At 69.9% G+C, this 6,076-nt stretch carries 6 protein-coding genes; 3 read left to right on the top strand and 3 right to left on the bottom strand.

The window, feature by feature from the left end; genetic code table 11:
- Together QZ753_RS13680 and leuD are read right to left on the bottom strand one after the other, a co-directional pair.
- The coding region (locus QZ753_RS13680; RefSeq protein ID WP_294644337.1) for an isocitrate/isopropylmalate family dehydrogenase at window positions 1-445 on the bottom strand (445 nt) is incomplete at its 3' end.
- 43 nt (window positions 446-488) lie between these two features.
- The gene (gene leuD, locus QZ753_RS13675) at window positions 489-1,094 is read right to left on the bottom strand and encodes a 3-isopropylmalate dehydratase small subunit (RefSeq protein ID WP_294644336.1); all 606 of its coding nucleotides are present in this window, start codon (window positions 1,092-1,094) and stop codon (window positions 489-491) included.
- 120 nt (window positions 1,095-1,214) lie between these two features.
- Here leuD and QZ753_RS13670 point away from each other — a divergent pair, with 120 nt between their 5' ends.
- The 3 genes from QZ753_RS13670 to QZ753_RS13660 are packed head-to-tail and all read left to right on the top strand — an operon-like array spanning window position 1,215 to window position 3,037.
- Window positions 1,215-2,117, top strand: a complete 903-nt coding sequence (locus QZ753_RS13670) for a CoA ester lyase (protein ID WP_294644335.1) — start codon at window positions 1,215-1,217, stop codon at window positions 2,115-2,117.
- Window positions 2,114-2,320, top strand: a complete 207-nt coding sequence (locus tag QZ753_RS13665; protein WP_090963362.1) for a DUF1737 domain-containing protein — start codon at window positions 2,114-2,116, stop codon at window positions 2,318-2,320. The genes QZ753_RS13670 and QZ753_RS13665 overlap by 4 nt, the downstream gene beginning before the upstream one ends.
- A 3-nt stretch (window positions 2,321-2,323) precedes the next feature.
- On the top strand, window positions 2,324-3,037 hold the full coding sequence (locus tag QZ753_RS13660; protein ID WP_294644334.1) for a TIGR02117 family protein: 714 nt from the start codon (window positions 2,324-2,326) through the stop codon (window positions 3,035-3,037).
- A 25-nt stretch (window positions 3,038-3,062) separates the two neighbouring features.
- On the opposite strand, the gene QZ753_RS13655 is transcribed toward QZ753_RS13660, so the two are convergent.
- Window positions 3,063-5,969: a peptidoglycan-binding domain-containing protein gene (locus QZ753_RS13655; RefSeq protein ID WP_294644333.1), complete on the bottom strand. Its 2,907-nt coding sequence runs from the start codon at window positions 5,967-5,969 to the stop codon at window positions 3,063-3,065.
- Between the last annotated feature and the right edge of the window lie 107 nt (window positions 5,970-6,076).

Genomic DNA, 6,076 nt, shown 5'->3' with positions numbered 1-6,076 from the left:
TCTCCTTCGGGCTCCCGAAGTAGACGCCGCCGGTGAGCTCGCGCAGGATCAGGATGTCGAGCCCGTCGACGAGTTCGCGCTTCAGCGACGAGGCCTCGGCCAGCGCGGGATAGCAGATGGCGGGGCGCAGATTGGCAAACAGCGCCATGTCCTTGCGCAGGCGCAGGAGGCCCGCCTCGGGGCGGATCTCGTAAGCGACGCCGTCCCACTTCGGGCCGCCGACCGCGCCGAAGAGCACGGCGTCCGCTGCGAGTGCCTTATCCATGTCGGCGTCCGCGATCGGCACGCCGTGGGCGTCGATCGCAGCGCCCCCCACCAGCGCCTCCTCCGTCTCGAAGCGGTCGCCGCCGGCCCCGTTCAGCACGGCCACGATCTTGCCGACCTCGGCCATGGCTTCGGGCCCGATGCCGTCGCCGGGCAGGAGGAGGAGCTTGTGCGTCGTCATGAAGGGTCCTTTCGATCGGTCGGGGCGCGGGCTCGGCGGCGTGTCAGGCCCAGGGGCGCGTTTCGGCGAGCTTCGTCTCGAACGAGGTGATGCCGCTCTCCTGCTCCAGCGTCAGCCCGATGTCGTCGAGCCCGTTGAGGAGGCAGTGCTTGCGGAACGGATCGATGTCGAAGCGAACGACGCCCCCGTCCGGGCGGCGGATTTCCTGGGCCTCGAGGTCGACCGTCAGCTTCGCGTTCGCGCCCTTGCCGGCGTCGCCCATCAGGGCGTCGAGCTCGTCCTGGGAGACGCGGATCGGCAGGATGCCGTTCTTGAAACAGTTGTTGTAGAAGATGTCGGCGAAGGACGTCGAGATCACGCAGCGGATGCCGAAGTCGAGAAGCGCCCAAGGCGCATGCTCGCGGCTCGACCCGCAGCCGAAATTGTCGCCGGCCACCAGGATCTCGGCCTGGCGGTAGGCCGGCCTGTTGAGAACGAAATTCTCGTCCTCCGAGCCGTCCTCCCGGTAGCGGATGTTGGCGAAGAGGCCGACGCCGAGCCCGGTGCGCTTGATCGTCTTCAGGTAATCCTTCGGGATGATCATGTCGGTGTCGACATTGAGGATCGGAAGCGGCGCGGCGACGCCCGTCAGATGGTCGAACTTCTGCATGGGAAACGCGTCCTTTCCTCGTCAGGCTGGCGGTAGGGCCTCGATACACCCTTCAACGCCGAGGCAAAAGCCTTGTCGGGGCCGCTTGAACGCGGCCACGCGATCGGGCAGGGAAGACCGATGACCCGCGCCCCCGCCGCGCTCCTGCGCTCCGCCCTCTTCGTGCCGGCCGCCAATGCGCGCGCGCTCGAAAAGTCGGCCTCGCTCGCCGTCGACGCGCTGATCTTCGATCTCGAGGATTCGGCTGCCGAGGGCGAGAAGGGCGCGGCGCGCGAACGCCTGCGCGATCATCTGGCGACCCAGGGCCGTCAGTCGGCCGATGGTCCCCTCCGCGTCGTGCGGATCAACCCTCTCGACACGCCGGCCGGCACGGAAGACCTCCTGATAGCCTGCGCGGTGCGGGCGGACGCGATCCTCCTGCCGAAGGTGGAAGGCCCCGAGGCGCTGGAGGAGGCCGACACCGCGCTCCAGCACTGCGACGCGCCGCCGGCGCTGGCGCTCTGGGCGATGGTGGAAACGCCGATGGGCGTTCTAAAGGCCGGCGCGATCGCGGGCGCCGCGCTGTCGCGCCCGCTCGGCGCGCTGGTGGTGGGGCCGAACGACCTCGTCTCGGCGGCCGGGCTTCTCCTTTCGCCGGGGCGGCCCGAACTGATGCCCTGGATCGGTCCGATCCTCGTCGCCGGCCACGCGCATAAGGTGCCGGTCCTCGACGGGGTCTACAACGATTTCGCCGATATCGAGGGCTTCTCGGCCGAATGCGCGGCTGGCCGACGCCTCGGCTTTAGCGGCAAGACGCTGATCCATCCGTTGCAGATCGGCCCGGCGGACGCGGCCTTCGGGCCGACGGCGGACGAGATCGCGGCGGCCGAGGCGATCGTCGCGGCCTTCGCCGAACCGGCCGCCGAGGGGCGCGGCGTCATCCGCCTCGATGGCCGGATGGTGGAGCGCCTTCATCTCCTTGCGGCGGAGGCGCTGCTCGCCCGCGCCGCCGCCATCCGAAACCGAAGAGGATCGATTCGATGAAGCTCTACCGTCTCCTGACCGGCCCCGACGATTCGGCCTTCTGCCACCGCGTCAGCCTCGCCCTGTCCAAGGGCTGGGAACTGGCGGGCAGCCCGGCCTACGCCTTCGACGCCAAGGAGGGCGTGATGAAGTGCGCGCAGCCGATGACCAAGGTCGTCGAGGGCAAGGACTACGATCCGTCGATGAAGCTCGGCGAGCAGTAGGTTTTGAGAGCGGGCCTGGCCGCGCTGCGGGGCGCATTCGCCGCGCTGACCGCCTTCGCCAGCGTGATCCTCGGGCTGATGGTGCTGGGGCTTCTCGTGCCCCGGCCGGCGGCGGTGTCGTTCCCCCCGCCCGGCGAGGCCGCGGGGCGTCATGCGATCTATCTCGCGGCCAACCCGATCCACACCGACATCCTCCTGCCGGCGACGCCGGAGGTGCTGGACCGCTTCGCCTTCCTGGCGCGCGATGGGCTCGACCTCGCCCATCCCGCGCTCGGCACCATCGTCGTCGGATGGGGCGGCCGGGCCTTCTACACGCAGACACCGACCTGGGGCGACCTGACCTTCGACGCCGTCTGGCGCTCGGCGACGCTCGACCGATCCGTCCTGCACGTCGCGCTCGGCGGCCGTGTCGAGGGCGGCCAGCCCGGCCTCGTCCGCCTCGACCTCGGGGACGCCGCCTTCGCCGCGCTCCTCGAGGCCGTCGCGGACAGCTTCGAGCCCGGCCCGGACGGCACGCCGCCGCCGATCCCTGACGCCGCCTACGGGGCGTTCGACCATTTCTACGAGGCGCGGGGGCCGTTCAACCTTCTCCTCGGCTGCAACACCTGGACCGCCGCCATGCTTCGCGCGGCCGGCGTGCGCACGGGCCTCTGGACGCCCCTTCCGCCGCTTCTCCTTTGGAGCCTGACGCTGCACGAGCAAACCGTCGCGCCCTGACGGGACGCGGGTGTTCGGAAACGCCTCAAGGCGCCAGCCAGCGGCTTTCCAACTGGTGGCCGACCTTCCACCGATCGAGCTCGGCAACGTCGTTGTCGCAGGGCGCTTCGAACGGGTCGCGGTATCGCAGGAACTCGCCGTCGACGATGGCGGCGATGCGGAAGCAGGCCTCGTCGTATCGTCCGCGCTCCGGGCTGACGACGCGGACCCGCGCCTCCATGGCGATGGCCTCGAGCGCACGGTCGTCCCATCGGGCCATGCCGTAGTCGGCGATCGTCAGATCGACGGCGGTCGGCTGCCAGTCCTGCGCCGGTAATCCGCGGCGCCAAGTCTCCACGTCGGGGAACAGGGCCGCGATCTCCGCGGACGCCTTGTCGTCGTCGCCGGCGAGGACGACGCCCGGCTGCGCGATCATCCGCCTCTTGAAGCCTTCGGAGAAGCGGTTGAGAAGGGCTGCGGCCTCGGCGCCGTAGCGCGACCGCAAGTCGGCCTCCCGCGATTCTCGCGTCTGCGCCTTGGCGTTGGCTGCGCGCTGCGCGACGCTGCGCTCCCCTTCCGCCGCCACCCGGCGTTCCTCCGCCTGGCGCAGGGCCTCCTGCTTCGCCGACACGAGACCCGCGACGTTCTCTTCCAGGGCCTTGCGCTCGTACCAGAGGGGAAGGAAGCTCGCCGCCCGGCCATCGCGCTTCAGGCCGTCGGCCAGAAGCCTGACGGCATGCTCGGAGCCATAGACGAGGCGGCATTCCTCGGCCTTGGCGGCCAGGAATGTCTCGTCGAGGCTTGCAAAGCGCGTCGTCGGACGCTGACCGATCTCCGTTTCGGCGTAGCTCGCGACCCGGCCCAGCATCTCGTCATGCGCGCCGCGGTCTTCCGACACCGTCGCGCAGATCGCCGCCTTGCCCGTTGCCAGCATCAGGGCGCCGTAGCCGTTCCGCCGCTCGCCCGCCACATCGTCCCGGATCGTGTCGGACAGCGACCGCTCCTCGTCCATCCGCTTGGCGACATCGCGGAAGGGCATGACGTCGAAGACGCGCAGCGCCCCATTCTCCAGCGCCTCGAGAAACGGCAGGGCGACGGACGGCGGCGCCGCCAGAAAGGCGCGGCGCTGGATCAGGAGGAGATCGCGATTGGCGACGTCCATTGGCCCGCAGGGGCTGGCGGACACGACGACGGCACGGCCGTCGAAGCGTTCCAGTTCGCTCGCAAGGGCGCGCCCGAGAGCTGGCGTCTGCGGGAGACCGCTCAGACACAAGGAGGCCTGTCCCGTCCGGAACGTGAAGGCGCCGACGAGATTGCGCGCGAGCGAAGGCGCACGCGGGCTCGTGTTGTAGAGAACGACGACGTCGTCCGGCGGCCCCTGCAGGAGGACCGCGTTGGCCGCCGTGATGCTGACCGCCTGGGGCAGGGTGCCGGAATTTTCGGGGACGCCCGTGTCCTTGCGCGTCAGAAGCGCGATCTCGCTGGCTAGGCCCTGTTTCTGCACGGCCGCGGCGGCGCGGTCGCGGGCGGTCGAGAGGATGTCCAGATCGTCGCTCTGCGCGTCGTCCGTCAGGAGCTTCAGTTCGGCGACGACGCCCGGCAGCTTCGGCGAGGCGAGGTTGGCCGCGACCCATGCCGCCATCTGGGCGCGTGTTGTTTCCAGCTCGTTCTGGAGCGCGATCCTGCGCGCCGCCGCCTCGCGGGCGCGCTCCTCGCCGCGTACCGCTTCGAAGACGGCAAAGGCGGGCGCCTGCGAGAGGGCCGTGCGCAACCGCAGGGCGGTCGCGGCAAGGTCCGTCGCCGATGCCGACGCCATTCCGCCCTTCAGGGTCGCGGCCTCGGCCGCGATGTCGAGAAGGTTCGGGGTCTGCGGATTGAGCCGGAGGAAGGCGTCGGCGTCGGAGAGAAGGTCCGTCGCCGCGCGGCGTGCCGCCTTGAGGGCATCCGCCTCCGCCCGCTGATAGGCGGACCTGTCGGAGAACCCCTTGGCCTGTGCCTCGCGAAACTCGCTGGAACTCGTGAAGCCGGATCGGCGAAACGCCTCGTGTTCGCGGGCCGTGTCGAAGCCGTCCACTTGCGCCGAGCGATACTCGGATGCCGTCGCAAAGCCCCCGGCGCGGGCACGAATGAACTCGTCGCCGCGACGAAACCCGCCGGACGTCGCCTGATCCCAGTCACGCTGCGTCTGGAAGCCGAGGGTGCGGGCCTCGCTGAAGGCCGTCGCGGAGGGGAAGCCGCCCGCCTCCGCCTGCTGATAGGTCGCCGCATCCTGGAAGCCGCGCGCCTGGGCGAGGCTGCGCTCCGAATTGCTGCGGAAGCCGTCCGTCGCCGTCTCCTCGATGGATGACAGCGTGTAGGTGTCGACCACCTCGCCGAAGGGCAGGCCGTGACGGTCGACATAGGCGGAGAACGCCACGCCGGTCGAGGGGCCGATCAACCCGTCGACGGGACCCTGGTACAGGCCGAGGCGCGACAGGGCCGCCTGCAGCCGCTGGATGGACTGGCGATAGACCGGCCGCGTCATCAGATCGAGCGACCCGTCGCCGTCGAAGGAATTCCACACGACCCGATCGAGGTTCTGGCCGTCCGACAGGAACGAGTCCTGCGGGATAATGTGCATCGCCTTCAGCGCTTCGAGGTTCGGCTTGGCCTTGTCCCGGTTGAGCGTGCCGGCCACGACCGCGTATCGCCCGTTGCGGCTCTGGATCACGGCCGTCGGACCGATCGTCGGGGCATAGCTTTCGGCGAGGGCGACGGCTTCCTGCGGATCCTCGCGGCTGGCGATCACGAGCCAGGGCGTCACCGCCCGGCGTGCAGCGGGGGACGCCGCGAGGCGCCCCCGTTCCTGGCCCTTGGCCATTTCCTTGATGATGCCGAAGACGAAATCGGCGGAGCCTTCCGCCCGTGCCACCGAAGCGGACGACAGGAGGGCCGCGACGACCACCCAGCGCATGATCCAATCCACGTGCCCGCCCCATCCACAGACTGCGCGACCGGATCATCATGGCTCTTCGCCGCCCGACGACGCCTGCTCCAGTTCGGCGCAAGCTTAGCAAAGCT

Source organism: uncultured Aureimonas sp., assembly GCF_913775355.1.
Lineage (GTDB): Bacteria > Pseudomonadota > Alphaproteobacteria > Rhizobiales > Rhizobiaceae > Aureimonas.
This window is presented reverse-complemented; position numbering and strand designations above follow the sequence as displayed.

Excerpts from the sequence above, each read along its gene's own strand:
- leuD (WP_294644336.1), bottom strand. The coding sequence starts at position 1,094 with ATGCAGAAGTTCGACCATCTGACGGGCGTCGCCGCGCCGCTTCCGATC.
- QZ753_RS13670 (WP_294644335.1), top strand. The coding sequence starts at position 1,215 with ATGACCCGCGCCCCCGCCGCGCTCCTGCGCTCCGCCCTCTTCGTGCCG.
- QZ753_RS13665 (WP_090963362.1), top strand. The coding sequence starts at position 2,114 with ATGAAGCTCTACCGTCTCCTGACCGGCCCCGACGATTCGGCCTTCTGC.
- QZ753_RS13655 (WP_294644333.1), bottom strand. The coding sequence starts at position 5,969 with ATGCGCTGGGTGGTCGTCGCGGCCCTCCTGTCGTCCGCTTCGGTGGCA.